The 25,417-nt window shown below is 68.1% G+C and carries 26 protein-coding genes; 12 read left to right on the forward strand and 14 right to left on the reverse strand.

The genetic code is table 11. The features are described from left to right. The coding region (locus RJ1_RS28460; RefSeq protein ID WP_305793899.1) for a biotin/lipoyl-containing protein at positions 1–670 on the reverse strand (670 nt) is incomplete at its 3' end. A 329-nt stretch (positions 671–999) separates the two neighbouring features. Here RJ1_RS28460 and RJ1_RS28465 point away from each other — a divergent pair. Beyond that, positions 1,000–1,338, forward strand: a complete 339-nt coding sequence (locus RJ1_RS28465; RefSeq protein WP_073365872.1) for an oxidoreductase — start codon at positions 1,000–1,002, stop codon at positions 1,336–1,338. A gap of 68 nt (positions 1,339–1,406) precedes the next feature. Here the strand turns inward: RJ1_RS28465 and RJ1_RS28470 are convergent, their stop codons facing one another. Continuing rightward, the gene (locus RJ1_RS28470) at positions 1,407–2,924 is read right to left on the reverse strand and encodes a leucyl aminopeptidase (protein WP_073365873.1); all 1,518 of its coding nucleotides are present in this window, start codon (positions 2,922–2,924) and stop codon (positions 1,407–1,409) included. 122 nt (positions 2,925–3,046) lie between these two features. On the opposite strand from RJ1_RS28470, the gene gcvT reads away from it, so the two are divergent. Together gcvT and RJ1_RS28480 are read left to right on the forward strand one after the other, a co-directional pair. Continuing rightward, positions 3,047–4,147: a glycine cleavage system aminomethyltransferase GcvT gene (gcvT, locus tag RJ1_RS28475; RefSeq protein ID WP_073365874.1), complete on the forward strand. Its 1,101-nt coding sequence runs from the start codon at positions 3,047–3,049 to the stop codon at positions 4,145–4,147. Between the two features lie 63 nt (positions 4,148–4,210). After that, the gene (locus tag RJ1_RS28480) at positions 4,211–5,314 is read left to right on the forward strand and encodes a branched-chain amino acid aminotransferase (RefSeq protein ID WP_073365875.1); all 1,104 of its coding nucleotides are present in this window, start codon (positions 4,211–4,213) and stop codon (positions 5,312–5,314) included. Between the two features lie 19 nt (positions 5,315–5,333). Here the strand turns inward: RJ1_RS28480 and RJ1_RS28485 are convergent, their stop codons facing one another. Genes RJ1_RS28485 through cobU form a run of 3 tightly spaced genes read right to left on the reverse strand, consistent with a single transcriptional unit; the run spans position 5,334 to position 7,839 of the window. Beyond that, positions 5,334–6,074, reverse strand: coding sequence for an adenosylcobinamide-GDP ribazoletransferase (locus RJ1_RS28485; protein WP_073365876.1), 741 nt, complete (start codon positions 6,072–6,074; stop codon positions 5,334–5,336). A 2-nt stretch (positions 6,075–6,076) separates the two neighbouring features. Continuing rightward, positions 6,077–7,195: a nicotinate-nucleotide--dimethylbenzimidazole phosphoribosyltransferase gene (gene cobT, locus RJ1_RS28490; protein ID WP_073365877.1), complete on the reverse strand. Its 1,119-nt coding sequence runs from the start codon at positions 7,193–7,195 to the stop codon at positions 6,077–6,079. Further along, positions 7,192–7,839, reverse strand: a complete 648-nt coding sequence (cobU, locus tag RJ1_RS28495) for a bifunctional adenosylcobinamide kinase/adenosylcobinamide-phosphate guanylyltransferase (protein ID WP_073365878.1) — start codon at positions 7,837–7,839, stop codon at positions 7,192–7,194. The genes cobT and cobU overlap by 4 nt, the downstream gene beginning before the upstream one ends. 100 nt (positions 7,840–7,939) lie before the next feature. Here cobU and RJ1_RS28500 point away from each other — a divergent pair, with 100 nt between their 5' ends. Beyond that, positions 7,940–8,155, forward strand: coding sequence for a hypothetical protein (locus RJ1_RS28500; RefSeq protein WP_073365879.1), 216 nt, complete (start codon positions 7,940–7,942; stop codon positions 8,153–8,155). A gap of 3 nt (positions 8,156–8,158) precedes the next feature. Here RJ1_RS28500 and RJ1_RS28505 read toward each other — a convergent pair whose 3' ends face one another. Then, positions 8,159–8,815 carry a DUF3043 domain-containing protein gene (locus RJ1_RS28505; RefSeq protein ID WP_073365880.1) on the reverse strand — a complete coding sequence of 219 codons (657 nt, stop codon included), beginning with the start codon at positions 8,813–8,815 and terminating at the stop codon, positions 8,159–8,161. Between the two features lie 88 nt (positions 8,816–8,903). Here RJ1_RS28505 and RJ1_RS28510 point away from each other — a divergent pair, with 88 nt between their 5' ends. From RJ1_RS28510 to RJ1_RS28520, 3 genes are all read left to right on the forward strand, one after another. Beyond that, positions 8,904–9,980, forward strand: a complete 1,077-nt coding sequence (locus RJ1_RS28510) for a glycerate kinase family protein (protein ID WP_073365881.1) — start codon at positions 8,904–8,906, stop codon at positions 9,978–9,980. Positions 9,981–10,115: 135 nt separating this feature from the next. Continuing rightward, on the forward strand, positions 10,116–10,466 hold the full coding sequence (locus RJ1_RS28515) for a HesB/IscA family protein (RefSeq protein WP_073365882.1): 351 nt from the start codon (positions 10,116–10,118) through the stop codon (positions 10,464–10,466). Between the two features lie 178 nt (positions 10,467–10,644). Beyond that, the gene (locus RJ1_RS28520; RefSeq protein WP_073365883.1) at positions 10,645–11,619 is read left to right on the forward strand and encodes a carbohydrate kinase family protein; all 975 of its coding nucleotides are present in this window, start codon (positions 10,645–10,647) and stop codon (positions 11,617–11,619) included. A 71-nt stretch (positions 11,620–11,690) separates the two neighbouring features. Here the strand turns inward: RJ1_RS28520 and asnB are convergent, their stop codons facing one another. Beyond that, entirely contained in the window at positions 11,691–13,616 is a 1,926-nt protein-coding gene (gene asnB / locus RJ1_RS28525) for an asparagine synthase (glutamine-hydrolyzing) (RefSeq protein ID WP_073365884.1), read from the reverse strand. Positions 13,617–13,889: 273 nt separating this feature from the next. Here asnB and ctaC point away from each other — a divergent pair, with 273 nt between their 5' ends. Further along, positions 13,890–14,957 (forward strand): aa3-type cytochrome oxidase subunit II, encoded by a 1,068-nt coding sequence (gene ctaC, locus RJ1_RS28530; RefSeq protein WP_073365885.1) that lies wholly within the window; start codon positions 13,890–13,892, stop codon positions 14,955–14,957. A 41-nt stretch (positions 14,958–14,998) separates the two neighbouring features. Continuing rightward, a complete protein-coding gene (locus RJ1_RS28535) occupies positions 14,999–15,415 on the forward strand; it encodes a cytochrome c oxidase subunit 4 (RefSeq protein WP_012688105.1) in 417 nt (138 codons plus the stop codon). A gap of 74 nt (positions 15,416–15,489) precedes the next feature. On the opposite strand, the gene RJ1_RS28540 is transcribed toward RJ1_RS28535, so the two are convergent. Further along, the gene (locus tag RJ1_RS28540; protein ID WP_073365886.1) at positions 15,490–16,092 is read right to left on the reverse strand and encodes a TetR/AcrR family transcriptional regulator; all 603 of its coding nucleotides are present in this window, start codon (positions 16,090–16,092) and stop codon (positions 15,490–15,492) included. A 70-nt stretch (positions 16,093–16,162) separates the two neighbouring features. On the opposite strand from RJ1_RS28540, the gene RJ1_RS28545 reads away from it, so the two are divergent. Continuing rightward, on the forward strand, positions 16,163–17,113 hold the full coding sequence (locus RJ1_RS28545; protein WP_073365887.1) for a DMT family transporter: 951 nt from the start codon (positions 16,163–16,165) through the stop codon (positions 17,111–17,113). Positions 17,114–17,115: 2 nt separating this feature from the next. On the opposite strand, the gene qcrB is transcribed toward RJ1_RS28545, so the two are convergent. The 4 genes from qcrB to ctaE all read right to left on the reverse strand — a co-directional run bounded on the left by qcrB (position 17,116) and on the right by ctaE (position 21,461). Next, positions 17,116–18,765 (reverse strand): cytochrome bc1 complex cytochrome b subunit, encoded by a 1,650-nt coding sequence (gene qcrB, locus RJ1_RS28550; protein ID WP_073365923.1) that lies wholly within the window; start codon positions 18,763–18,765, stop codon positions 17,116–17,118. Positions 18,766–18,794: 29 nt separating this feature from the next. Further along, positions 18,795–19,937: a cytochrome bc1 complex Rieske iron-sulfur subunit gene (gene qcrA, locus RJ1_RS28555; RefSeq protein ID WP_073365888.1), complete on the reverse strand. Its 1,143-nt coding sequence runs from the start codon at positions 19,935–19,937 to the stop codon at positions 18,795–18,797. Further along, positions 19,934–20,785: a cytochrome bc1 complex diheme cytochrome c subunit gene (gene qcrC, locus RJ1_RS28560; RefSeq protein WP_073365889.1), complete on the reverse strand. Its 852-nt coding sequence runs from the start codon at positions 20,783–20,785 to the stop codon at positions 19,934–19,936. Before qcrC ends, qcrA begins: the two co-directional genes overlap by 4 nt. Before the next feature lie 64 nt (positions 20,786–20,849). After that, positions 20,850–21,461 (reverse strand): aa3-type cytochrome oxidase subunit III, encoded by a 612-nt coding sequence (gene ctaE / locus RJ1_RS28565; RefSeq protein WP_073365890.1) that lies wholly within the window; start codon positions 21,459–21,461, stop codon positions 20,850–20,852. Between the two features lie 126 nt (positions 21,462–21,587). On the opposite strand from ctaE, the gene RJ1_RS28570 reads away from it, so the two are divergent. Further along, a complete protein-coding gene (locus RJ1_RS28570; RefSeq protein ID WP_073365891.1) occupies positions 21,588–22,067 on the forward strand; it encodes a ribonuclease E inhibitor RraB in 480 nt (159 codons plus the stop codon). A gap of 44 nt (positions 22,068–22,111) precedes the next feature. Continuing rightward, positions 22,112–23,200 carry an anthranilate phosphoribosyltransferase gene (gene trpD, locus RJ1_RS28575; RefSeq protein ID WP_073365892.1) on the forward strand — a complete coding sequence of 363 codons (1,089 nt, stop codon included), beginning with the start codon at positions 22,112–22,114 and terminating at the stop codon, positions 23,198–23,200. Positions 23,201–23,209: 9 nt separating this feature from the next. Here the strand turns inward: trpD and RJ1_RS28580 are convergent, their stop codons facing one another. Together RJ1_RS28580 and RJ1_RS28585 are read right to left on the reverse strand one after the other, a co-directional pair. Beyond that, positions 23,210–23,485, reverse strand: coding sequence for an Lrp/AsnC family transcriptional regulator (locus RJ1_RS28580; RefSeq protein ID WP_005247708.1), 276 nt, complete (start codon positions 23,483–23,485; stop codon positions 23,210–23,212). Continuing rightward, on the reverse strand, positions 23,482–25,248 hold the full coding sequence (locus RJ1_RS28585) for a DEDD exonuclease domain-containing protein (protein WP_073365893.1): 1,767 nt from the start codon (positions 25,246–25,248) through the stop codon (positions 23,482–23,484). Before RJ1_RS28585 ends, RJ1_RS28580 begins: the two co-directional genes overlap by 4 nt. Positions 25,249–25,417 lie beyond the last annotated feature (169 nt).

The following is a 25,417-nucleotide window of genomic DNA, read 5'->3' on the forward strand; positions in this document are numbered from 1 at the left end:
TCGCCGGCTCCGGAGCGGGCGCGGGTTTCGCGGGCTCGGGGGTGGGCTCGGGCTTCGGTTCCGCGGCCGGCTTGGCGGCGGGTGCACCGGAGCCGATGACGGCGAGCTGACCGCCGACGGACACGGTGTCGTCTTCCTCGGCGCTGATCTCGAGGAGGGTTCCGGCGACGGGCGACGGGATCTCCGTGTCGACCTTGTCGGTGGACACCTCGACGAGCGGCTCGTCCACGGCGACCTCGTCGCCGACGGCTTTCAGCCAGCGGGTGACGATGCCCTCGGTGACGGACTCGCCGAGTTCCGGCATGTTCACCGCGGTGCCCTCGGCGGAACCGTTGCCGGACGCTGCGGGCGCAGGCTCTGCGGCCGGTGTCTCGGCGGCGGGGGCCGGCTCGGCGGCGGGTGCGGGAGCGGAGTCGGAGGCAGGAGCCTCACCGGCGTCGCCGATCACGGCAAGTTCGCCACCGATTTCCACGGTGTCATCTTCCTGAGCAACGATCTTGCTGAGAACGCCGGCCACGGGAGACGGGATTTCCGTGTCCACCTTGTCCGTGGAGACTTCGAGCAAGGGTTCGTCAACTTCGACCGCGTCTCCTTCCTGCTTGAGCCACCGCGTGACAGTTCCCTCGGTGACACTCTCACCAAGCGCTGGCATCTGGACGGAGAAGGCCATGTCTTTTGACTCCTCGACAGTTGTGTTCGGGTTGTTGAATTTTGTCGACTTGTGGTCGTGAACCATTGTGCTCGAGATGCACGTGTCTTGCGTCTACTTGCAGGTAATTCCGATTCGTCGTCACCCACTCGCTGTGTCGGCGCTCCACATCTTTCCATTGATCCGGTGGGCGTGTCCGCCGAGGGGGCACCCCCCGCGACTTCGGGTGTGTCGGGACGTTATGCCTACCGGCCAGTAGTTTTCGTGTCCGGCGGAGAGACGTCGTTCGCTGGCAAACTTGGAGGACAGTTGCCGGCGCAGTTCGGCGCACGCACTCGAGGAGGCTCGACGTGGGGTTGTTCGACCGTTTCTCGCGGCCTCGGTCCGGCCGATCCCAGGCGTCCCCGGAGGATGCCGCCCATCTCGCGAACTGGACTCGCACACACCTCGGGGTGGAAGCGTACGTGGAACCGCAGACGACGGTGACCGACGTCACCGTCGTGCTCGTCGCGGCGGACGGCGAGTGGACCCGGCGCCGGGTGGGCGGAGAACGCGGCGCCCGCAAACTCGGCGAGGATCTCCGCATCCCGGTGTACGACGTCCGCAAGACCGGCTATCCGCAGCGGATGCGTGACCACGACGCGCGGCGCCGGATCGAACGGAAGCGGGAGCGCGAGCGGGACCTGTAGGCGGCTGCGCCGCCCGTGCGCCTTTCTGGTTGTTCCAGCTACCAGAAAGGCGCACGAGCGCGGAGCGCCTACCCGTTGGCGGCGATGTCCTCGATCACCGAGATCATGGTGCGCACGGGCACGCCGGTGCCGCCGCGGCCGGTGTATCCCCACGGTCCCGACGAGTTGTAGGCCGGGCCGGCGACGTCGATGTGCGCCCACTGGACGCCGTCGGCCACGAATTCCTTCAGGTACAGCGCTGCGGCGAGCATGCCGCCCCAGCGGTGGTTGGTGACGTTGGCGAGGTCGGCGATCTTCGAGTCGAGATCCGAGCGCAGTTCGGCCGGCATGGGCATGGCCCACGCGTTCTCGCCGATCTCCTGGGAGATGGAGGCGACCCGATCGCGGAACTCGTCGGTGCCCATGACGCCGGGTGTGCGGTTGCCGAGCGCCACCATCTGCGCGCCGGTGAGGGTTGCGGTGTCGATGAGGTAGTCGGGGTCGTCCTCGCAGGCACGGACGATGGCGTCGGCGAGGACGAGACGTCCCTCGGCGTCGGTGTTGATGACCTCGACCGTGGTTCCGCCGTACTGGGTGAGGACGTCGCCGGGACGCTGCGCGGTGGACGACGGCATGTTCTCGGCCATCGGGACGGTGGCGGTGACGTCGACGGGCAGTCCGAGCTTGGCGGCGAGGACGACGGTGGCGACAACGGCTGCGGCGCCGCCCATGTCGGATGTCATGTTCTCCATGCCGGCGGCGGGCTTGATGGAGATGCCGCCGGTGTCGAACGTGATGCCCTTGCCGACGAGCGCGACCTTGGGTGCGTTCCGTTTCTTCGCGGTGTAGCTCAGGCGCACCAGCCGCGGCAGGCGGGACGAGCCCTTGCCTACTCCGAGGATGCCGCCGTACCCGTTCTTCTCGAGCGCCTTCTCGTCGAGGACCTCGACCTTCAGGCCGGCGTCGGTACCGAGAGCCTTTGCGCGGTCGGCGAATTCGGCGGGGAATAGGTGGCTCGGGGGGGTGTTGACGAATTCGCGGGCGGTGGCCACGGCCTCGGCGATCGCCGACGAGCGAGCGAGGGTGTCCTTCGACTCCTTCGCACGCGGGGACGACACGAGAAGCTCCACCCGGGCGACGGGCTGCGCGTCGGGGCCGGGTGCGGACTTCGCGGACTTGAACTCGGTGAACCGGTACGCGCCGAGAGCGAAACCTTCCGCTGCCGCACCGAGATCGAGCACGGACAGGGTGGTCGCGACGGTGCCCACGCCACTGAGGGCCCGCGCCGCGGCGCCCGCGGACTTGCGGATCTGCTCGGCGTCCAGTTTCTCCGCGGAACCGAGTCCGACGGCCAGCACACTGTCGACCGGAAGGGTGTCGGGTGCCGGGATGCGCGTGGTCTCCTCGGCCTTGCCGGAGGCGCCCACCGCGACGAACGTGTCGAGCAGATCGGTCAGCACCGATTCGTCGACGATGCCGTCGCCGAGCGCGATTTCGGGGCCGTCCGAGGTCGACGTCAGCCCGATCACCAACACGTCCACGCGCTTGCCGACGGTGCCGGCCAGGGCGAGTTGTGGTCCGAGGGGTCGGGCTGTGCGAGTGCTCACGGTGTCTCTCCTGCAGCGGTTCGGGGTCGGGTGGAAGTCGGCTCGCCGACGTCCGTCCCGATGGTAGTGCTCCTCCGTCGTCGTCTACCCGGTACGCCCGACGGTCCGATAAGTTGAGGCGCATGACCGAGGAGCAGTTGTCGCAGGGCCCCGTCCACGCCGTTCACGTCGAACTCGGAGCCACGTTCGCTCCGTTCGGTGGCTGGGAGATGCCCGTGTCGTACGCCGGCACCGTGGTCGAGCACACCGCGGTACGCGAATCGGTGGGGGTGTTCGACGTCAGCCACCTCGGCAAGGCGCTCGTGCGGGGCAATGGCGCGGCCGCCTTCGTCAACTCGGCACTCACCAACGACCTCGACAAGATCGGTCCCGGCAAGGCGCAGTACACGCTCTGCTGCACGCCGTCGGGTGGGGTCGTCGACGATCTGATCGCCTATTACGTGAGCCCGGACGAGGTGTTCCTCGTCCCCAATGCGGCCAACACCGCGGACGTGGTCGCGGCACTGGCCGCCTCGGCGCCGGAGGGCGTCACGGTGGAGAACCAGCACCGGGACTTCGGTGTGATCGCCGTGCAGGGGCCGAAGTCGGTGGAGGCGCTCACCGCGCTCGGCCTGCCCACCGACATCGACTACATGGCATTCGCGGACACCACCTGGGACGGCGTTCCCGTCCGCGTGTGCCGCAGCGGATACACCGGCGAGGTCGGTTTCGAACTGCTGCCTCGCTGGGAGGACAGCGAGAAGTTGTTCCGGGCGGCGGTCGAGCAGGTTCGCGCCCACGGCGGCCAGGTCGCCGGTCTGGGCGCCCGGGACACCCTGCGCACCGAGATGGGGTACCCGCTGCACGGGCACGAACTGTCGTTGGAGATCTCTCCGCTCGAGGCGCGCTGCGGGTGGGCGATCGGGTGGAAGAAGCCGAAGTTCTGGGGCAAGGAGACGCTCACCGGCGAGAAGGAGTCCGGTCCGGCACGCAAGCTGTGGGGCATCAAGGCGCTGGACCGCGGGGTGCTGCGCGCCGGTCAGAGCGTGCTGCGTGACGGCGAGTCGATCGGCGAGACCACGTCGGGCACGTTCTCGCCCACGCTCAAGGTCGGGATCGCGTTGGCGCTGCTCGATTCCGGCGCCGGGGTGTCGGCCGGCGACGAGATCGCCGTGGACGTCCGGGGACGCTCGCTGCGCGCCGAGGTGGTGTCTCCGCCGTTCGTGGAGATCAACACCAGGTAAGCGCCCGACGAGGACGACCTGTCGGCGGCGGGGCGGCAGAAGGCGTTCGATAGGATCACGGGCATGACAGGTGTCACCGAATTCGTCCGCGTCCCGCATCCCGCCCTCACCTCCGACGAGGTACGGCGAGAGATACTGGCGGCGCCCGGATTCGGTCGGTACTTCACGGACCACATGGTGTCGATCACCTATTCCACGGAGTTCGGCTGGCACGACGCCAAGGTGGAGCCGTACGGCCCGCTCCAGCTCGACCCGGCCGCGATGGTGCTGCACTACGGGCAGGCCATCTTCGAGGGGTTGAAGGCGTACCGGCAACCCGACGGCGGCATCTCGACGTTCCGCCTCGAGGCGAACGCCGAACGCCTTGCGACTTCGGCCCGCCGCCTCGCGATGCCCGAGCTGCCGGAGGAGTTGTTCGTCAAGTCGATCACCGAACTGCTCGAGCTGGATCACGAATGGGTTCCCGCCGCCGGTGGGGAGGACGCGCTGTACCTCCGCCCGTTCATGTTCTCCACCGAGGCCGGTCTGGGTGTGCGTCCGGCCGACGAGTACCGCTACCTGCTGATCGCGTCGCCCGCCGGTGCGTACTTCCCGCGTGGGGTGAAGCCGGTGAGCGTGTGGCTGTCGACGGAATACGTGCGCGCCGCACCCGGCGGCACCGGCGCCGCGAAGTTCGCGGGCAACTACGCGGCTTCGCTGCTCGCGCAGGCGCAGGCCGCCGACGAGGGATGCGACCAGGTGGTCTGGCTCGACGCCATCGAGCGGTCGTACGTCGAGGAGATGGGCGGCATGAACCTCTTCTTCGTGTTCGGCTCCGGGCCCGACGCTCGGCTCGTGACGCCGTCGCTGTCCGGTTCGCTGCTGCCGGGTATCACTCGCAACTCGCTGCTGACCCTCGCGACCGACGCCGGTTTCGCGGTGGAGGAACGCCGCATCAGCACCGAGGAATGGCGCACCAAAACCAAGTCGGGCGAGATCACCGAGGTGTTCGCGTGCGGAACGGCAGCGGTCATCACGCCCGTCGGCCGGGTCAAGTCGGCCGAGGGTGAGTTCACGGTCGCCGACGGGGAGCCCGGCGAGGTCACGATGGCCCTGCGCGACACCCTGACCGGGATTCAGCGTGGCACGTTCGCCGACACCCACGGCTGGATGACGAAACTGCGCTGAGCGCGGTCCCGGCGGTCGCTCAGAACGCGAGCCCGATCGCCGAGACGGTGACGGTGATCTCGAGGGCGGCGCCGAGCACATCGCCGTTCAGGCCGCCGAATCGCCGGACACAGTGGGCCACCAGCAGTGCGGTGAGCGTCAACGCCACCACCGTCACGACCGGCCCCTGCCACCACGGCGAGGTGCACCACGCGGCCGCGGCGAGAAGCGGTACCGCCCACGCGACACCGGTCCACGGCGACTGGGTTCCAGCGACCAACGCGCCGAAGCCTTCCGTCGACGATGCGGAAATTCCGCGCCGGCAGGCGAATACCACCGCCACCCGACCCGCGGCGACGGCGACGGCGACACACGCGAATTGTCCTGCGGCGGCGAGAGATCCGAACGCCATCCCCTGAGCGCCCAGGCAGATCACGAGGGCGCACACCCCGAACGGACCTGCGCCGCCGCTGTGCATCACGGCCCTCGCCCGCTCGGGCGGCCCGTAGCAGCCGAGCCCGTCGACGGTGTCGGACAGTCCGTCGATGTGCATGCCCCGGGTGGCGAGGGCATGGGCGCCCACCGTCAGCAGTCCGGCGAGGGCAGGATCGAGCCCGGCGGACACGAGAACCCACAGCAGTCCCGCCGCCAGGCCGCCCAGCGCGATCCCGGTCAGCGGCGCCGCCCGGATGGCGCGGCCTCCCGCCGTGCGGTCCACCGAATGCGGTCCGCGCAGGGGGAGAACCGTCAGCCAGGAGAACGCGAGCAGCACACCCGACACGGTCAGCCCGCGGTGTGGGCGGCGGAGTCGGTCTCGGTGCTCTCGCCGTCCTCGGCGTCGCGGGTGCTGACGCCCGCCTCCGCGAACGTCGCCATCTCCGCGAGCGTGGCGACGGCGCCCTGCAGGATCGGCAGCGCGGTCACGGCGCCGGACCCCTCGCCGAGTCGCATGTCCAGTTCGAGGAGCGGCTCGAGTTGCAGGTGTTTCAGCGCGATCGTGTGCGCCGGTTCCGTGGAGCGGTGGCCGGCCACCCACCAGGCGCGGGCACCGTGGGCCAGTTCCTCCGCGACCATGGCGGCGGCGGTGACGACGACTCCGTCGAGAATCACCGGGGTCTTGCGTGCGGAGGCCTGGGCGAGGAACCCGGCCATTGCCGCGAGGTCGGCGCCCGACACCGTCCGCAGCAGCGCCACCGTGTCACGGACCACCGGCCGGGCCCGGCGCATCGCGTCGCGGACGGCTGCCGTCTTCCGGATCCAGCCGGCGTCGTCGACCCCGGTGCCCCGGCCGACGGCCGCCACCGGTTCGGTGTCCGTCAGCGCCGCGATGAGGACGGTGGCCGGGGTGGTGTTGCCGATTCCCATGTCGCCGGCGATCAACAGGTCTGCGCCGGAGTCGATTTCGGAATCGGCGATCGACCGGCCTGCCTCGATGGCCTTCAGGGTCTCCTCGTGCGTGAGCGCGTCCTCGCGGTCGATCGCCCCGGAGGAACGCCGAATCTTGAACGTGGACACGGAAGAGTCCGTGTCACCGTCCACCGACAGGTCGACGACGCGCACGCTCGCACCCGCCCGATTCGCGAGAGCGTTGACGGCCGCGCCGCCACCGACGAAGTTGGCGACCATCTGCGCCGTCACCTCCGGCGGGTACGCCGAGACGCCGGTCCGCGCGACGCCGTGGTCGCCGGCGAACACCACCACCCGCGCCCGCTCGAAGGGTGCGGGCGGGCAGACGCCCTGACAGGCCGCTGCCCAGCAGGCGAGCGTTTCGAGCCGGCCGAGTGAGCCGGCCGGTTTGGTGAGCTGCAACTGACGGGCCTCGGCCTGCGCGCGCACCCCCTCGTCGGGCGGGGTGACGGGTTCGAACCGACCCGGGTCGGTGCTCACGGGCTCGCTGGTCACGCTTGGCCTCTCGCTCGAGTGGACACTTCTGCTCCGCGCGATTCTTGTGCGGGAACATCTTTCATGGTCATGGTCAGCCCGGCCACGACGAGGAGCACGCGATCGCAGACCTGTGCGAGTTGTGCGTTGAGCGCGCCGATCTCGTCGCGGAACAGGCGGCCGGACCGGGTCTCCGGGATGACGCCGAGACCCACCTCGGGGGTGACCAGGACGAGTGCGCCGCGGTAGTCGCGGACGGCCGCGACGAGTTCGTCCGTCCGGTCGGTGATCGTGCCCCGGGGCGATTCCCAGGCCGCGGCGCCGTCGAGTTCGACGGTGAGCCAGGTGCCGAGGTCGTCGACGAGGGTGGCCGCCGTGTCGGTGGGGGATCGGAGCTGGTCGGCGAGGTCGAGCCGGTGGGCGGTTTCCACCGTGAGCCAGGTGTCGGGACGCCGATCGCGGTGCTGCGCGACCCGCTGTTCCCAGTCGTGGTCGGTGGGGTCGCGGTGGCTGGTGGCGACATAGCGGACCCGGCCCGCCCCGGCGAGTGCCTGGGTCAGTTCCTCGGCGTGAGCGGATTTTCCGGAGCGTGCACCGCCGAGTACCAGCGTTCGCGAGGTCGGGTTGGGACGACGCGGTCGGTCCGGGGTGTCGGCGGTGGGCACGGAGGGAAACGCTACCAACCCGGCACGATGGCAGTATTTTGACGAAGAACGTCAATTCCGCCACTGTTGGCGGGAAGTGAATGGGCGGAAAATTTCAGCCATGACCGAATTCCTCGTCCTCGTTGCACTACTTCTCGTGCTGCATGCGGCTGTGATGTACGCCGGTCGGCACCTGGGTCCACTCCACCCGCGGCTGCGGAACAGCTACCGCGACAACTTCTTCCGACCGGCTGATCCCATGACCGACCTGTCGTACGACCGCGACGCCGAACTGGGGCGGCTGCTCGCCGAGACGCACCGCGCGCCCCACAACTGACCGTCAGATGGCGTCGCCGGGGCGCACCCGCGGCTTGGGGGCACGCAGCTTGCGGATCTGCGATGCCCGCACGAACGCGTACCACCCGAGCTTGAACCCGCCGTCGGGGGTGTCCGGGAACCGCTCCCGCACCTGGTTGTTGATCTTGCGGCCCAGCCAGACGCCCTCCATGGCCATGAACATCATCATGATGAGCATGGCGAGCGTCACGATGGCCTGCAGAGCCGGGCTGACGAACATCGCCATGATCAGAACCAGGGCGAGCGGCATGAACAGGCCGACCAGGTTGCGACGGGCGTCCACGATGTCGCGGACGTACGCGCGGACCGGGCCCTTGTCGCGGGGCAGGAGGTACTTGTCCTCGCCCGCGAGCATGCGGGCGCGTCGCTCGGCGGCGGTGGCGCGGCGCTCCGCGGCCGCGACCTTGCGCTCTTCCTTGTTGCCACGGTTGGCCTTCTTGCGGGCCCGGGCCTCCTTCGCCGTCAGCGGCGCGGGCGCGACCGGGCCGCGACGCTTCGACTCGGCGTCGCGTCGTTTGGGGGTCGGGCGGCCCTTGCCGGCCTGTTCGGCGGACTCCGCCTCCGGGGCCGTGGACGACTCGGCGACCTCGACGTCCCGCTTGTCTGAATTGTCCGAATCACCGCGGCGTAGCAATTTCACCCTTCCAGAGTATGGGAAGACGCGGTCGGGGGGAAAACCGCCCTCACATCGAAATGCCGGGTCGCGTCCACCGCCATACACTTCGCCGATGCGAGTGATGATCGCACCGGACTCCTTCGGTGAAACGCTGACGGCCGTCGAGGCGACCGCTGCGATAGCGGCGGGATGGTCGGCCGTGCGCCCGGACGATCAGCTGATCCAGGCACCGCAGTCCGACGGCGGCCCCGGATTCGTCGACGTCGTCGCGGCCGCGGGCGGCACCGTCCGGACGGCGGTCGTGGAAGGGCCCGTCGGCGCCGACGTCACAGCCCGCTGGCTCCTCGACGGCACCGACGCCTACCTCGAATCTGCCCAGGCCTGCGGACTCGCACTGCTCGGCGGCCCGCCGACACCACGCACCGCCCGCGAGGCACACAGCCGTGGCGTCGGGCAGCTCGTGGTGGCGGCCCTCGACGCGGGGGCTCGCAGGATCGTCGTGGGTCTCGGCGGCAGCAGCTGCACCGACGGCGGGCGCGGCCTCGTCGAGGCCCTGGCTCAGGGGTTCGGGAGCGCCGACGCCGCCGTCGCGCGCCTGCGTGCGGTGGAACTGGTGGCCGCGACCGACGTCGAGCACCCGTTGCTGGGCGAACACGGCGCCGCTCACGTGTTCGGACCGCAGAAGGGCGCCGACCCCGACACCGTCGCGTTCCTCGAAGACCGGAACACAGCGTGGGCGGGCCAACTGCGCCGGGTGACGGCGCGCGAGGTCGCCGCCGAGGCGGGCGCCGGCGCCGCAGGCGGGATCGGCGCCGCCCTCCTCGCCCTCGGGGCGACCCGCGAATCCGGTGCTCACGTGGTCGCGCAGCGCACCCGCCAGGACCGGCAACTCGCCTCCGCTCAACTCGTCATCACCGGGGAAGGACGTCTCGACCAGCAGTCGCTGCGCGGGAAACTCGTCATCGCGCTCGCCGCCGCCGCCCGCCGGCGGACGATCGCGACACTCGTCCTGGCCGGGCAGGTCCTCCTCGACACCGCGGACCTCGACCGCGCAGGCATCGACCACGCACTGTCCCTCGTGGACCACGCCGGATCGGTCGAACTCGCGATGACGGACGCGTATGCGCAGCTGCGGGACCTCGCGGCGGCCGCCGCCCGGGGGTGGGACGGCGCCGCCGCAGGGCAGTAACCCGACATCGCGACGTCGGATACCATGGACGTGGATCGATCTGCGGACGCCGCAGGGAATGGAACCCGGGAATAAGTCGGGCGCGGAGTACCGTTGAAGCGTTCACGGGTTTGTTACGAACTACAGGGAGAGCCCATGACTGTGCAGAACGAGACGGCCGTCCACGGCGTCAAGATGACCGAAGCCGCGTCCTCCAAGGCGAAGGCGCTGCTCGATCAGGAAGGTCGCGACGACCTTGCGCTGCGCATCGCCGTGCAACCCGGCGGCTGCGCAGGACTGCGTTACCAGCTGTTCTTCGACGACCGCAACCTGGACGGCGACCTCATCGTGGACTTCGGTGGCGTCGCCCTCGCGGTGGACCGGATGAGCGCACCGTACGTCGAGGGTGCGTCGATCGACTTCGTCGACACCATCGAGAAGCAGGGTTTCACCATCGACAACCCCAACGCGACCGGCTCGTGCGCCTGCGGCGACTCCTTCAACTGAGTCCCGGGCCGAAGAACAACTGAATCGACAAGTCTGACGCGGGGCCGACCGGCTGCCGCGTCAGACTTTTTTCGTGCCCGACCTCCTCGTATCCACGTCTTCGAGCTGCCGACCGATCAGGGTGGTACTCCGGGTACGGTGAGAAATCCCGACCGAACTCATCGAAAGGCATCCGCCCGTGACAATTGCGGTAACCGGTTCCATCGCCACCGACCACCTGATGCGGTTTCCGGGCCGGTTCGCCGAGCAGTTGCTCGCCGATCAGCTCAGCCACATCTCGTTGAGCTTCCTGGTCGACGACCTCGTCGTCCGGCGCGGGGGAGTGGGCGGCAACATCGCCTACGCCATGGGCGTCCTCGGCGGTTCTCCGCTGCTGGTCGGGGCTGTCGGGGCCGACTTCGCGGACTACCGCCGGTGGCTCGAGAGCAACGGCGTCGACTGCACCGCCGTCCGCATCTCGACGACGGCGCACACCGCGCGTTTCGTGTGCACCACCGACGAGGACATGGCGCAGATCGCGTCGTTCTATCCCGGTGCGATGAGTGAGGCCCGCGAGATCCAGCTGTCGGGCATCGCGCAGGACGCCGACGCGCTCGAACTCGTCCTGATCGGGGCCAACGACCCCGAGGCGATGATTCGTCACACCGAGGAATGCCGCCGCCTGGGCATCCCGTTCGCCGCCGACCCGTCGCAGCAGCTCGCCCGGCTGAACGGCGAGGAGGCGTCCGCACTCATCCGGGGCGCCAAGTACCTCTTCACCAACGAATACGAGTGGGGTCTGCTGCAGCAGAAGACGGGATTGTCGGAAGAGGAGATCCGCGCCCAGGTCGGTGTCCGCGTCACGACGCTCGGCTCCAAGGGCGTCGAGATCGTCGACTCCGAGGGCAACTGGACCCGTGTCGCCGTCGTCCCCGAGAAGGCGAAGGTCGACCCGACCGGTGTCGGTGACGGATTCCGGGCCGGATTCCTCCTCGCACACAGCGCGGGTCTGAGCTTCGAGCGCTCCGCGCAGCTGGGCTCGCTCGTCGCCGTGCTGGTGCTCGAGACCGTCGGAACCCAGGAATGGACCTTCGACCGCGACGAGGCTGTCAAGCGACTCGCGGACGCATACGGCACCACCGCCGCCGACGAGATCGCCACGGTCCTGCCGTAAGGGGCGGCTTCGCCGCCCGTGAGTGGTGAGCGAGTCCAGGGACTCGTCAACCACTCACGGGCGCGAAGCGCCTACAGGGAGACCGGGTACGCCGGCTCGGAGATCTCCGGAACGATGCGGTTCTCCACGAAGATGCCGTGCCACACCATGAAGATCAGCACGGTCCACAGGCGACGGCTGTGGTCGGACACGCCGTCCCGATGGTCGTTCAACATCTTCGCGACGGCGGCCTTGTCGAGCAGGTGATCGGTGCCGGACGCCTCGATCTGCTCGTGCGCCCAGTCGAACAGTTCGGTGCCGCGCAGCCAGTGCCGCAGCGGCACCGGGAAGCCCAGCTTTGCCCGGTGCAGCACGTGCCCGGGCACGATGCCCTCCAGTGCCTGACGCAACGCGTACTTGGTGGTGCTCTTGGTGATCTTCTGGTCCAGCGGCACCTGCGACGCCACCCTGAAGACCTCGGGATCGAGGAACGGCACCCGCAGCTCGAGCGAGTTGGCCATCGTCATCTTGTCGGCCTTGACGAGGATGTCGCCGCGCAACCACGTGAACAGGTCGAGGTGCTGCATCCGTGCCACCGGATCCCAGCCCTGCGACTGCGCGTAGATCGGGTCGGTGACGTCGCGGTGCGTCCACTCCGGCCGGAAATCGCGCAGGACGGCACGCAGCTGCGCGTCGTTGAAGCTGCGCGCGTTGCCGTAGTAGCGCTCCTCCAGGGTGAGCGATCCGCGATTGAGCAGGCTCTTTCCGCGGGTGCCCTCGGGGATGCGCTCGGACAGCTTCCCGGCCGCCTTCCGCAGCCCCTTCGGCAGGTACTCGAACGGCTTGAGCGAAATCGGCTCGCGGTAGATGGTGTATCCGCCGAACAGCTCGTCGGCGCCCTCACCCGACAGCACGACCTTGACGTGCTTGCGTGCTTCCTTCGCCACGAACCACAGCGGAACCAGTGCGGGGTCGGCGACCGGGTCGTCGAGGTACCAGACGATCTCGGGGATCGCGGCCGCGAACTCGGACGGGCTCACCACCTTCACCACGTGGCGCGCGCCGATCGCTTCGGCAGACTCGGCCGCGACGTCGACCTCCGAATAGCCCTCGCGCTCGAAACCGGTGGTGAACGTGATCAGGTTCGGGTTGTGGCGCATCGCGAGCGCTGCGATGGCCGTCGAGTCGATGCCTCCCGACAGGAAGGAACCGACCGTGACGTCGGCGCGCATATGCTTGGCGACCGAATCCTCGAGCGCCTCCGCGATCTCGCGGTACCGTGCCTGCTCCGTGCCCGCAGCGAACGGACGCACCGGGAACGTGGGGGTGAAATACCGCGTGATCACGGGTTCTTCACCGGGGCGCACCCGGGCGAAGCAGCCGGACTCGAGCCTGCGGATCTGCTTGTGGAGGGTTTCCGGCTCCGGCACGTACTGCAGAACGGTGTAGTGCTCGACGGCCCGCGGATCGAGTTCGGTGCCGATGCCGATCAGACTCGCCAGTTCCAGCAGGCTCTTCTTCTCGCTGCCGAAGGCGGTGCCGCCGGTACCCGTGGCCAGGAAGAGCGGCTTGATGCCGAAGGGGTCGCGGGCGATGAACAACTCCCGCGTCTGCGTGTCCCAGATCGCGAACGCGAACATGCCGCGCAGACGGCGGACGGCGTCCTCGCCCCAGTAGTGGAATGCGGCGACGATGGCCTCGCTGTCGCCCTCGGTGACGAACTGGGCGCCGAACTGTTCGGCGAGTTCGGCGCGCACCTCCAGATAGTTGTAGATCTCACCGTTGAACGTCAGCGCGTACCGCTCCGGATTCTCCTCCGGACCCCACCGCAGAGGCTGGTGGGAGTGTTCGATGTCGATGATCGACAGCCGATTGAACCCGAAGACCACATGGTTGTCGTGCCAGGTCCCGTGCTCGTCCGGCCCACGGTGGCGCAGGCAGTGCATCGCCTGGTCGACCTGTGAGACGGCGTTGTCGCTGGTTTCTCCAGAGGTCAGTAGCCCGAGCAGTCCGCACACAGCGTCCGGTACCTCAATTCAGAATCTTGGAAGGCTCCACGAGGTGGAGGGGTCAGGGATCTCTGCCGGAAAGTATGCCGCAGATTCCCGGCGCGTCCGGTTCGGGCCGTGGGGGAGGGCGCCCGGTCCGGGAAGCGACACCACCTCGGCGCCACGACAGCGACACGTCGCCCGACCCGAGGATGGAGAGCCGCCGCCTTTGGTCTACGCTGCGTAGTAATTGGGCCTTCCCATCGGGTGTGCCCTAGTGGAATTTGCGGCGATCAGGAAGGCGTGAACGTGGCGCAAGGTCGGATCCTTCGGCGGGCAGGGTTGGCAGTATCTTTGGGCATTGCTGCCTTGCTGCTGTCGGGTTGTTCAATCGACAACGAGGTGCTTCGTTTCGGGTGGCCTTCGGGCGTAACCCCGCAGGCGCACCGCATGCGTGAACTGTGGACCTGGTCGGTCATCGCCGCCCTCGTCATGGGTGTGCTGGTGTGGGGACTCACCTTCTGGGCGGTGATCTTCCACCGCAAGAAGAAGGACTCACCGGAGTTCCCGCGGCAGACGGCATACAACGTGCCGCTCGAGCTGGCGTACACCGCAGTTCCGTTCGTCATCATCGCTGTGCTGTTCTACTTCACGGTGATCGTGCAGAACCATGTCCTCGAGAAAAAGGACAACCCCAACGTGGTGGTGGATGTCACTGCGTACCAGTGGAACTGGAAGTTCGGTTACCGCTCGATCGACCTCGGCGAAGGCGGCGGGAAGTACGACGGCGTCGACCAGGAAGCCCAGGCCGCGGTCGAGTCCGCGCCGGCATCCGAGGCGGAGGCCGAGGGTGAGCATGCTCAGCCCGGTCCGATCCACGGCAAGACTCCCCAGGACCTGTCGTACCTGCACTACGACAAGATCGAGACCGTCGGCTCGAGCAACGAGATCCCGATCCTCGTGCTGCCGACCGGCAAGCGGATCCAGTTCGAACTGGCCTCGGCCGATGTCATCCACGCCTTCTGGGTGCCGGAGTTCCTGTTCAAGCGTGACGTGAACCCGAACCCGAAGGAGAACCACTCCGACAACGTCTTCCAGATCAGTGAGATCGAGAAGGAAGGTGCCTTCGTCGGGCGCTGCGCCGAGATGTGCGGCACGTTCCACGCGATGATGAACTTCGAGGTTCGCGCCGTGAGCCCCGACAAGTTCGCGCAGTACATCGAGCTGCGCAAGCCGGCGAGCGAGGGCGGCCGGGATATGACCACGGCGGAGGCTCTGCAGGCCATCGGCGAGTCCCCCGTCGCGACGTCGACGTCTCCCTTCACCACCGATCGCGGCTACAAGCAGGCGAGCGGTGTCGAAGGTAACTGAACCTGCTGCTGATACCTCACTGACCAAGGACAAGTGCTGATATGAAGATCGAAGCCAAGCTCTTCGAGATCCTGACGGTATTCTTCATTCTCGTCGCGATCGTCTACGGCGTCTTCACCGCCGTTTCACGAACCGGTATCGAGTGGGCGGGTCTGACCGGCATCTGCCTGTCGGCGGGGCTGACGCTGATCATCGGAACGTACTTCCGGTTCGTCGCCCGTCGTCTCGACACCCGCCCCGAGGACTACGAGGACGCGGAGATCGCCGACGGCGCAGGCGACCTGGGCTTCTTCAGCCCCGGCAGCTACTGGCCGATCTTGCTCGCCGCCGCCGCTGCGTTCGTGGCAGTCTCGATGGCGTTCTTCCAGCCGTGGATGATCGTGGTCGCCGTGGTGGCCGTGCTCGCGGCTGCGGCAGGTCTGGTCTTCGAGTACTACGTCGGGCCCGAGAAGCACTAGTTCCATACAGTCGGTTGGCGGAGGCGCCGAATCCCCTCGGGGTTCGGCGCCTCCGCTGTGTCGTGGGGCCAGTTTCAGTGTCCTGTATCGGCTGCCGCGTGCAGGAGTGCCCCGGCCTGCTCTGACGCCAAAGTCAGCGGATCCGGAAACACCTGCAATCCGTGCGCCACCAGAGCGCCTTCGTGGAGCAGCATCACCGTGCGCGCGAGCGCTTCCGGTTCGTGCACCGACGCGTCCCGGCACACGCCCGTGAACAGTTCGAGCATCCACTGCTTCTGCCCGATGATCACGGCGTAAGCCGGATGTGACGGGTCACTGATCTCCGCGTGGGCGTTGACCATGCTGCACCCCTTCGCGCTGTTCTCCGCCGTCCACTCCTGCGACGCGTCGAAGATCGCCTGGAGGCGCCGTTCGGGGGAGTCGCCGACGGCATCGAGGTGGTCGGCGAGAAACGCCCGCCACCGCTCGTCCCGGTCGGCGAGGTACTCGACCACGATCTGTTCCTTCGAGCCGAAACGGTCGTACAGCGTCTTCTTCGTGACGCCGGCCTCGGCGGCGATGAGGTCGACGCCGACCGCGTGAATGCCCCGCTCGTAGAACAGGCGGCCGGCGGCGGTCAGCGCCTTGCGCGCGCCCGGTGTGAGTGCGACGCGTCGCGGTGGCGACAGAGAGTCCATGACAAGAGTATACAGATCGGTATAGGTTGGGAAGGTATACTGATCTGTTTACTTTGGGTGGTGGTCAGTCGTGAATGCGGTTCTCGCCGTGCTGTTCGTCCTGTGCTGGAGCTCCGGCTTCATCGGGGCCAAACTCGGTGCCGGGGACGCCGACCCTCTCACCGTCTTGACCTGGCGTTTCCTGCCCCTCGCCGTCGTCCTCGGCCTCGGTGCGGCGCTGTTCGGCCGCGCGCGGTGGCGAGGAGTCGGATACCGTGCCCTCCGCCGCCAGGCCGTCGTCGGCGCGCTGTCGCAGACCGGGTACCTGCTGACGGTCTACCAGGCGATCGGACTCGGGGTGTCGACCGGCACCACCGCGCTGATCGACGGAACCCAACCACTGGTGGTGGCCGTACTGGCCGGACCGTTGCTGGGCCAGTACGTCGCGCCCCGGCAGTGGTGGGGGCTGCTCCTCGGACTGGCGGGCGTCGTGGTCGTCACCGCCAGCGACGCCGTCGCTGCAACGGGAGTGTCCTGGTGGGCCTACCTCGTGCCGTTCGCCGGGATGCTGTCGCTGGTGGCGGCGACGTTCCTGGAGAGTCGCGCACCGACCGCCACGGATCCCGTCGTGTCCATGACCGTGCACTGCGCGACCAGCGCCGTGCTCTTCACCGGGCTCGCCGCATGCGCCGGAGACGTGTCCCCGCCGGCGGCGGCGTCGTTCTGGTGGTCGGTGGCCTGGTTGATCGTCCTGTCCACCTTCGGCGGCTACGGCCTGTACTGGCTCGTGCTGCGCCGGAGCGGCGTCACCCGGGTCAATGCCCTGATGTTCCTGATGGCACCGGTGACGGCGATCTGGGGGACCGCGGTGTTCGGCGAACCGTTCGGACCCCTCACCGCGCTTGGCCTACTCCTGGGGCTCGGGGCGGTGGCGCTCGTGTTCCGCACCCCACCGCGGGGGAGGGGAGCGGAAGCGGTGCCCACAGACGAGCAGAGCCCCGAACCGGAAAGGGTTCGGGGCTCTGCTCGGTTGCGCAGGTGAGGCTAGTGTGCCTCGCCGTTGCCGGACGATCCGTTGCCGGAGGTCGAGGAACCGTTGCCGTGCGCACGGTCCTGGTACTCCCGCAGCATCGTGAGCTGCTCGTGCTCGCCGTGGTGCAGGGCGTGCTCGAGGGCCAGGCTCTCCTCGACCGGGTCGGCCGTGACGAGGCTGCCGGAGCCGGGCTTGCCGGCGGAACCGAGCTTGTTCATCTTCTTCGGGACCGTCGCACCCTGGTACTCGAGCGGGATCGGGTGACCGTGGTCGTCGACCGGGCCGAGCGGCTGGTGGATTTCGATGTACTGACCGTTCGGCATCCGCTTGATGATGCCGGTCTCGATGCCGTGCTCGAGAACCTCACGGTCGCTGCGCTGGAGACCCAGGCAGAACCGGTAGGCCACGAAGAAGGCGATCGGGGGCAGCAGCACCATGCCGATACGACCGATCCAGGTCATCGCGTTGAGCGAGATGCTCAGGTGGTAGGCGATGATGTCGTTGATGCAGGAGATCGTGAGGACGGCGTAGAACGCGATCGCCATCGCACCGATCGCGGTACGCACCGGAACGTCGCGCGGACGCTGCAGCAGGTTGTGGTGAGCATCGTCCTTGGTCAGACGCTTCTCGATCCACGGGTACGCGATCAGGACCGTGAACACCAGACCCATGATCAGCGCGACAGCGAACACCGACGGAATGGTGTAGCGGTCGAACAGGTAGATATCCCATGCCGGCCACAGACGGGCAAGGCCGTCCGTCCACATCATGTAGATGTCGGGCTGAGAACCTGCCGACACCTGCGACGGGTTGTAGGGGCCGATGGTCCAGACCGGGTTGATCTGCAGGACGCCACCCATCACGGCGAGGACACCGAAGGTGATGGCGAAGAACGCACCCGACTTGACGGCGAAGACCGGGAGGATTCGCACGCCCACGACGTTGCTCTCGGTACGGCCGGGGCCCGGGAACTGCGTGTGCTTCTGGTACCAGACGAGCGCGAGGTGACCGGCGATCAGGGCGAGGATGATGCCCGGGAACAGCAGGACGTGCGCCACGTACAGGCGGGGGATGATCAGGTCGCCGGGGAAGTCGCCGCCGAAGATCAGCCAGTGCATCCAGGTGCCCGCGATCGGGATGCTGAGCGTGATGCCGGAGAACGCGGCGCGCAGGCCCGTGCCGGACAGCAGGTCGTCGGGGATCGTGTAGCCGAAGAATCCCTCGAACATCGCGAGGATCAGCAGCAGGCAGCCGATGACCCAGTTGGCCTCACGCGGACGTCGGAACGCGCCGGTGAAAAAGATGCGCAGCAGGTGCACGACGATCGACGCCGCGAACATCAGCGCAGCCCAGTGGTGGATCTGACGGACGAACAGGCCGCCGCGGACCTCGAACGAGATGTTCAGGGTGGTCTCGTACGCGCGGGACATCGTGACGCCGCGGAGGGGCTCGTACGCACCGTTGTAGACGACGTGCGCCATCGACGGATCGAAGAACAGGGTCAGGTAGACACCGGAGATCAGCAGGATGATGAAGCTGTACAGCGCGATCTCGCCGAGCAGGAACGACCAGTGAGTGGGGAAGACCTTGTTGATCTGCCGCCGCATTCCCGCTGCGAGGTGGTAGCGCGAGTCCATCGCCTCTGCCTGGCCTGTGGCCATCGCGCTCAGTTTGGACGGTTTGTTGTCGGTCACGGTCGACGCTCCCAAAATGCCGGGCCGAGAGCTTCGATGTAGTCACCCGTTGTGACTAGGAAACCCTCTTCGTTCACTGTAATAGGCAACTGCGGAAGTGCACGAGCGGCCGGACCGAAAATCGGCTTTCCGTAGGTCAGCGCATCGAACTGCGACTGGTGGCACGGGCAGAGGATTCGGTTGGTCTGCTGTTCGTACAGGGACGTGGGGCAGCCGAGGTGGGTGCAGATCTTCGAGAAGGCGAAGTAGTCGCCGTAGTTGAAGCTCTCCTGGCCCTGACGCTTGGTGACCTTGGCCGTGTCCTCCGTGCGGAGGCGGATGAGCATGGTCGCGTTACGGATGCCACGCAGTGCCTCGAGCAGCGCGTCGTGATCGCCGCGATCGGACTCGCGGAAGGGGAACACGGTTTCCATGGCACCGGCGTCGAGATCTTCCGGGCGGACGAGGACGACGTCCTCGGGGCGTCCGGTGTCGCGGCGCAGGTAGATGGTCTCGCCCTCGTAGCGGGGGGTCCATCCGGACACCCACAGCGGGGAGTCGTCGCGCTTGGCCCAAGGGTTCTTGATCAGGCCGCCGAGGGGCATGACGGACATGATGCCGAGCGCGCCACCACCGAAGATGAGGGTGCGCTTGAGGAGCTTGCGGCGCCCGAGCGTCGATGTGTCGAACGAGTCGCCGAGTTCCGCGACGATCGTCTTGCGATCGACCTCGGACGATCCACCGTCGTGGCGGTCCTGGATGGACACCTCTTCGGGGATGAACTTCTTGGTGAACTGCACCGCTCCGACACCGAGGCCGAGGATGGCCAGACCCATGGTGAGGCCGATCAGCGGCGTGTACAGGCTGTAGGCCGAGTAGTGCTCCTCGCCGGCGCCGGCGTACTCCCAGGGCCAGAAGAGGTAGATCGCGATGAACGCGATGGCGGAGACGCCCGACAGGGCGAACCAGAACGCGACCGACCGCTCGGCGCGCTTCTCGGCCTTCGTTCCCGGAACCGCCCAGCGGTTGCGGCGGAACGCGACATCGACGTGGTCGAGGTTGGTACCGAGCTCGACCAGTTCGTCGCGGCTCAGGTTCTCGAGTTCTGCGTCCGTGTACTTCTTTGGCGTGGCGCCGCCCGGCTGGCCAGCGTCGCTCATGACCTTGCTCCGATCCACAGTGCTGCACCGACGACAGCGATGATTCCGATGACCCACATGGCCAAGCCCTCGGAGGCGGGACCGATGCCGCCGAGTCCGTAGCCACCGGGCTGCTTCGTCTCGCCGGAAGACTTGATGTAGGCGATGACGTCCTTCTTCTCCTCGAGGGTCAGCTGACGGTCCGAGAACTTGGGCATGTTCTGCGGGCCGGTGACCATCGCGGTGTAGATCTGCTGCTCGCTCGCCGGGTCGAGGACCGGGGCGTACTTACCGGACGACAGCGCGCCGCCGCGACCGGTGAAGTTGTGGCAGGAAGCGCAATTGAGGCGGAACAGTTCGCTGCCGCGTCCGATGTCGCCGCCGCGCAGCGAAGACTGGGCGACCTCGCCGTTCTCGTCGCGGATGACCGTGGGGCCGCCGCCGTTGGCCTGGACGTAGGCGCCGATGGCGTCCGTCTGCTCGGCGTCGAACTTGACGGGCTTGCGCTCGACCTGAGCCTCGTTGCGCGATGCGGGCATACGTCCCGACGACACCTGGAAGTACACGGCGGCCTCGCCGACACCGATCAGGCTGGGGCCGCGGTCCTGCACACCCTGCAGGTTCGCGCCGTGGCACGTGATGCACGAGGTGTCGTACAACTGCTTGCCTTCGCGGATCAGTGCTGCCTGATCATCGGTGGCGGTGGCCACCTGCGGGGTCGGCGTCAACGCGGACGCGAGGAAACCGGCGCTGACCAGTCCCATCATCAGGACCAGGGCGCCCGTGACGCGCCTGCGGAGCTTCCGCTGGCGGCGTGCCTTCGCGGCAGACGCTGTGGTATCGGATGCGGGAGGGGGGGATGAACTCATCTGTATCCCTTTGGTATGTCGGGACGGACTGGACGTCAGGGGGCTGCCTGGGGCGTTCAGCTGATCAACGGATGAAATAGATCGTGGCAAACAGGGCGATCCACACGATGTCGACGAAGTGCCAGTAGTACGAGACGACGATGGCGGCGGTGGCCTGGGCGGGCGTGAACTTGCTGACCTTGGTGCGGGCGATCAGGAAGACGAACGCGATGAGGCCGCCGATCACGTGCATGCCGTGGAAGCCGGTGGTCATGTAGAACACCGAGCCGTACACGCTGCTGGAGATGGTGGTGCCCTCTTCGACGAGGTGGATGTACTCGTATCCCTGTCCGAGGACGAAGAAGGTGCCCATCGCCAACGTCAGCAGGTACCACCGGCGGAGGCCGAAGACGTCGCCGCGCTCGGCCGCGAACACGCCCATCTGGCAGGTGAACGACGAGGCGATCAGCACCAGCGTCACCGGTACGGCGAGGAACAGATTCAGCTCGGTCGGCTCCGGCGGCCAGTTTCCATTCGCCTGTGCTCGCGCCACGAAGTACATGGCGAAGAGCCCTGCGAAGAACATGAGCTCACTTGACAACCACACGATGGTGCCAACGCTGACCATGTTAGGTCGGTTCAGCGAGTGCACGCGTTGGGTGATTGCTGATCCTGAAGTCCCTACTGCGCTCGTCACAGACAGAAGTATGACGCTTCGTCGTAAGAGACGACTACCCGGGTCCACCCTCGGCGCGCCGAGGCGTCCTGCTTGTCCGATTCTCCCTGCTGACAGCCTGGTCGCGGACCGTGAAAGGGTGGAGCCATGCGTTCTCGTGACAACAGTACGGGGTGGCTGCGGAGACTGTTCGGCAGTCGGCAACCGGCCCCTCTCGACCAGGATCGGCGCGACCTCGTCGTCGTCGCCTCGAGCTTCGACGACGTGGAGGCGTGTTCCACGGTGCTCGACCGCGCCGCCGCCGAGGACCCACGGTGGGAGGCCGACGCGGAAGCCGTCCTGCGGCACCATCTGCGGCTGCCCGCGGCCGCGGCGGCGGATGCCGCGTCGATCGCCGCCCAGGACGGCTACCGGCCGCAGGACCCGGACGAAACGCCGTCCTCGTCGTCACCCGACGAGGCCGACGCGACGGTCGCACTGGTGCTGCAGCGCGTCCAGATCCTCGACGCGCTGCACTGTTCCCAGGAAAGGTCGAGAATGGCCGGGCTGGCGCAGCGGCTCGGCGGCTCGGTCGACGGCTGGGACGCGATGCAACCGGCGCGCGAGTCCGATCCGGCCGGTGACTAGGCTGCCAGGGATCGGATCCGCCACTAGTACAAGGGGACACGACGATGCAGAGCCCGACTGCTCAGGGAACGAACGACGGTGTGCTGTCGGCGCGCACGTGGCCGTCGATCCTCGGCGCGCTTACCGACGGACGTGACCTCGCGGTGGACGATGCGAAATGGGCGATGGACGAGATCATGTCCGACAACGCCACTTCCGCGCAGATCGCGGCGTTCGGCGTCGCCCTGAAGATGAAGGGTGAGACGCCGGAGGAACTGCGCGGCCTCGCCGACTCGATGCTCGGGCATGCACGCAAGGTCCCCATCGACGACGACGTCGTCGACATCGTCGGCACCGGCGGTGACCGATCCAACACTGTCAACATCTCGACGATGGCGTCGCTGGTGGTCGCGGCGTCCGGCATCCGCGTCGTCAAGCACGGAAACCGGGCAGCGTCGTCCAAGAGTGGTGGGGCGGACGTACTCGAGGCGCTCGGCGTGAAGATCAACCTCGGTCCCGACGAGGTGGCCCGATGCGTCCGGGAGGTCGGCATCGGCTTCTGCTTCGCGCCGGTGTTCCATCCCGCCCTGCGGTTCGCGGGTGCGCCGCGCAAGGAGATCGGCATCCCGACCGTCTTCAACGTGCTCGGACCGCTCACCAATCCGGCGCGGCCGCGGGCGGGCCTCATCGGCTGCGCGTTCCCGGGCCTGATCTCGGTGGTGGCCGGTGTGCTCGCGCAGCGCGGCAACTCGGCCCTCGTGGTCCGGGGTGACGACGGTCTGGACGAGTTGACGACGTCGACCACGTCGACCGTGCACATCGTGTCGGACCGGTCGGTGACCACCCGTCAGCTCGACCCCCGCGACATCGGGATCGCTCGGGTGCCGCTCGACGCACTGCGCGGCGGCGACGCCGACGTGAACGCTGCGGTGGCGCGGCGACTCCTCGCGGGCGAGACCGGACCGGTGCGCGACGCGGTGCTGCTCAACGCGGCGGCGGCGATCGCGGCGTTCCGCGGGCTCGGCGGCCGCACCCTCGAAGACGGGCTGTCGGAGGGGCTCTCGACGGCGGCGCAGTCCATCGACAGTGGCGCGGCGGCGACCCTGCTCGAACAGTGGGCCGATCTCACGTCGGGTCTGGCGACCAGTAAGTAGCCGGCGGAGCTATTCGCCGATCGAGAAGCCCGCTTCGACGTCGGCGCTGGAGTAGGACTGGAACGCGATGTGCGTCGCCGTCCTGGAGACGCCGTCCACCTTGTTGATTCCCTCGGTGACGACCTCCGCGATCTTCGCGTGGTCGCGCACCCGCACGATCGCGATCAGGTCGACGTCGCCCGCGCAGGAATAGACCTTGTCGACGCCCTCGATGTCGGCGACGGCCTGAGCGGTCTCCGGGATGCGGTGGGCTTCGGCGTGGATCAGGACGATGGCGTTGATCATGATCGCCAGCCTAAGCGGTGGTCGACGGAATCCGGCGCGGGAGGTCGGGTCTCGTCGTCCCGTGTCGACGCACCGCCGGCTCGTGCGAGCGCACACCACTCGGACCACGATCCGGCGCCCCGTGCGGGTTCGCACCAGCCGGACGAGGCGCTGACGATGCGGGTGTCCTCCTGCTCGAGCCAGCGCGCCAGCAGTCCGGCCTCTTCGACGGACGCACCCCGGAGGGGAGTCGCGTCGGGAACCACGGTTTCGGCAGTCAGGACCAGCGCATCGACCACCGGCATCGGGTGGATGCCGCGCCGAGCGCGGCCCGCGGACGCGAGTCGCCCCGAACGGATCACCGCGAACTCCCAGCCGCCGGTCGCGGCCGGGCGGGCGGCCACCAGCTGATCGAGGGCGGTGAGGGACGCCAGGCGCTGCATTCTCCGCAACGCGAGGACGACCTCCGCGGTGCGGTCGCGCAGGCGCGCCGCGTTCTCGAACAACTCGGCGGCGGCGAGTTCCTCCACCCGTGCGCGCATGCCGTGCAGTGGGGCGTCGCCCTCACCGCGCAGGAATCGGCGGAACAGTTCCGGTCCGGGGCGGTACGCGTCTTCGGTGTCACGGCCGTGGACGGACGCGGGGCACTGTCCGAGCTCGCGGGGTGGACACTGCGCGCCGTGCTCACGGCCCTTCGGTATGCGACTCGTGCAGGTACGGAGAATGCAGTACTCGGCGAGGACGTCGGCGACGTCGACGGCGGTCGAGCGGGACCGGAACGGGCCGAGGGAGTCGGGGGCCGGGGTCCGCACCACCGACAGGCGGGGGAAGGCCTCCGCGGTGAGCGTGATCCACCAGCCGCGTCTGGGGTACTTGGATCTCCGGTTGTACGGCGGCGTGTGCGCGGCCAGAAGCCGGAGTTCACGCACGCCTGCCTCGAGCGCGTGCGCGCATTCGACGTGATCGATCCGGGTGGTCAGTGCCACCATCTCCTTCATCCGGCCGCGGGTCTCGGAACCGGTGAAGTAGTTGCGCACCCGCCGGCGCAGATCGGTGGCGGTGCCGACGTAGACGACCTCGTCGGAGGGCCCGCGGAACAGGTAGACGCCGGGAGCGTGCGGGAGGTGGCTTGCGAGAGTCCGTTTCGCCCGCTGGTGCGAGGAGACGTCGGGAAGGTAGTCGACCAGCTCGGTGAGACTGTGCACTCCCTGATTGCCGACCCGGTCGATGAGGGCGTGCAGGACGTCGACGGTGGCGCGGGCGTCGTCGAGTGCCCGGTGTGTCGGAGTGGTCCCGACATCGAACAGCCGGGCCAGCGACGACAGCTTGACCGACGGCGCCTCGTCGCGGGTGAGGACGCGCCGGGCCAGCTTGACGGTGCACAGCACCGTGAACTTGGGCCAGGGGGTGTCGGTGGCCGACGCGGCGGCCTTGAGGAAGCCGGTGTCGAAGGGGGCGTTGTGGGCGACGAGCACCGTTCCGCGCGCGAATTCGAGGAACGCGGGCAGCACCCGCTCGATCCGGGGGGCGTCGATCACCATGGCGGTGGTGATGCCCGTGATCTCGACGATGTGTGGGGGGATGGACCGGCCGGGGTCGACGAGCGTGGCCATCTCGCCGATCACCTCGCCACCACGGATCTTCACGGCGCCGATCTCGGTGATGGCGTCCTCGCCGGGCCGCGCGCCGGTGGTCTCGAGGTCGACCACCACGAAGGTGGTGTCCCGCAGTGGGGTGTCGAGCTCGTCGAATCTCAGCTGTTCGGGTACACCAGGGACGCTCACGGCTCAGAGAGTATGGACGGGCACCGACAGAACCGCCCGGAGCGCCGGGAGAGACGAGGATCACACTGCCTTTCGCGGACGTCGGCCGGGGGGCGCGCGGCGAGTGAGTGTGCAGCCCCGGGAGTGTGGTCCCGATGGCGTGGGGAGGCCGGCGGCGGATGAAGTGGTC

It is taken from the genome of Rhodococcus jostii NBRC 16295 (assembly GCF_001894825.1).
Classification (GTDB): Bacteria; Actinomycetota; Actinomycetes; order Mycobacteriales; family Mycobacteriaceae; genus Rhodococcus_F; species Rhodococcus_F jostii.

What these genes read in the sequence shown, in the direction of transcription:
- RJ1_RS28510 (WP_073365881.1), top strand. Translation starts at nt 8,904, where the DNA reads ATGCGAGTGATGATCGCACCGGACTCCTTCGGTGAAACGCTGACGGCC.
- trpD (WP_073365892.1), top strand. Translation starts at nt 22,112, where the DNA reads ATGCAGAGCCCGACTGCTCAGGGAACGAACGACGGTGTGCTGTCGGCG.
- RJ1_RS28500 (WP_073365879.1), top strand. Translation starts at nt 7,940, where the DNA reads ATGACCGAATTCCTCGTCCTCGTTGCACTACTTCTCGTGCTGCATGCG.
- RJ1_RS28535 (WP_012688105.1), top strand. Translation starts at nt 14,999, where the DNA reads ATGAAGATCGAAGCCAAGCTCTTCGAGATCCTGACGGTATTCTTCATT.
- RJ1_RS28570 (WP_073365891.1), top strand. Translation starts at nt 21,588, where the DNA reads ATGCGTTCTCGTGACAACAGTACGGGGTGGCTGCGGAGACTGTTCGGC.
- RJ1_RS28580 (WP_005247708.1), bottom strand. Translation starts at nt 23,485, where the DNA reads ATGATCAACGCCATCGTCCTGATCCACGCCGAAGCCCACCGCATCCCG.
- RJ1_RS28515 (WP_073365882.1), top strand. Translation starts at nt 10,116, where the DNA reads ATGACTGTGCAGAACGAGACGGCCGTCCACGGCGTCAAGATGACCGAA.
- qcrA (WP_073365888.1), bottom strand. Translation starts at nt 19,937, where the DNA reads ATGAGCGACGCTGGCCAGCCGGGCGGCGCCACGCCAAAGAAGTACACG.
- RJ1_RS28480 (WP_073365875.1), top strand. Translation starts at nt 4,211, where the DNA reads ATGACAGGTGTCACCGAATTCGTCCGCGTCCCGCATCCCGCCCTCACC.
- qcrB (WP_073365923.1), bottom strand. Translation starts at nt 18,765, where the DNA reads ATGGCCACAGGCCAGGCAGAGGCGATGGACTCGCGCTACCACCTCGCA.
- gcvT (WP_073365874.1), top strand. Translation starts at nt 3,047, where the DNA reads ATGACCGAGGAGCAGTTGTCGCAGGGCCCCGTCCACGCCGTTCACGTC.
- RJ1_RS28540 (WP_073365886.1), bottom strand. Translation starts at nt 16,092, where the DNA reads ATGGACTCTCTGTCGCCACCGCGACGCGTCGCACTCACACCGGGCGCG.
- qcrC (WP_073365889.1), bottom strand. Translation starts at nt 20,785, where the DNA reads ATGAGTTCATCCCCCCCTCCCGCATCCGATACCACAGCGTCTGCCGCG.